Here is a 1,131-nt window from a genome sequence, read left to right on the forward strand (position 1 = left end):
CTCAGTACCCGACACTTTCTGGGGAGTGCGTGTGGAACGGCGTCAAGAGGTCAATCAAGTCGCCCAGGCGGGCTGACTCCCGGCCGAGCGACCGTACCAGTTCCCGCAAACCCATCTTCACCACGCTCCACGCCCGGCGACCATGGGCCTTCTTTGGGCAGTCCAGCGTCACCCCAACCAACACACACCAGGTGTAGGTCAGCGTTAACAGGCACAGCAAGCGCTCCACGTGATCGTGGAGCGTCATGTGCGTTCCCTCCAGTTGGAAGCCCTTGCTTTTGAGCGCCCTAAAGAGGCACTCGATCAGGAATCTCCGCTGATAGCGCATCTGGATCGTCGTCACCGCCCCTGCGTTACTGGCAATGATCAGGGCCTCCCCGTCCTGCGTGTACGTCAGGACCACGTGCATCGGTTGCCCGTAGACCACCGTGTCCTCGACCAGCAGACCGGCTGTGCCGGTCTGCAAGCGACTCAGCCAGTCCTTCGCGGTCCAGTCATCCATGAGCGTGTCGCTCCTCAGCCGCACACAAATGGGAATCCCACGGTGGGCGAGTCCCTGAATCCAGTCATAGCCGACGAATTCGCGGTCGGCATACAGGACCCGAATGTCTGCTGCGGATAGCAGGCACAGGGCATCGTCCATAAGGGTGTGCCGGATCTCCGTATGGCTGCTGCCCCCGTGGGGCAACAGTTCGTAGAGCAGGGGGATGGCAACGCCCCGCCAGATGACGGCCAGGAGCAGGACGTTCACGTCCGTCTGTCCGTACGTCCAGTTCGTCCGGTCGAGGATGAATTCGCGTGGCTGCGCGGAGGGAAGGAGCGTCAGGACAACCCGGGCGACATCGGCTGGTTGGATCGGATGACGGTCAAAGAACCGTTCCACACGCCGAATGACGGAGGCGGTGTGCGCGCTTCCGGGGAAGCGCGCCGCGAGTTCAGCATGCCGAACGTCCTTCCCCGCAAGAAGCGCGAGGACCATGAGGGAGAGCAACTCAACCTGGTTCTTGCGGAACTCTGGAAAATGCGCGGTGAAGCAGCGCGTCAGCTTGGCGAGGACATCGGGTGACGCGTCCTGTTCTCGCGTGTCAGCCGAAATTTTTCAAGCCCTGCCGGAAAGTGTCGGGTACTGAG

At 61.9% G+C, this 1,131-nt stretch carries 1 protein-coding gene; it reads right to left on the reverse strand.

Annotated features, from left to right (window positions below):
- Position 1 precedes the first annotated feature (1 nt).
- Positions 2 to 979, reverse strand: coding sequence for an IS4 family transposase (locus tag C8263_RS18715; protein ID WP_107139615.1), 978 nt, complete (start codon positions 977 to 979; stop codon positions 2 to 4).
- Positions 980 to 1,131: the final 152 nt, after the last annotated feature.

It is taken from the genome of Deinococcus arcticus (assembly GCF_003028415.1).
GTDB classification, from domain to species: Bacteria; Deinococcota; Deinococci; order Deinococcales; family Deinococcaceae; genus Deinococcus; species Deinococcus arcticus.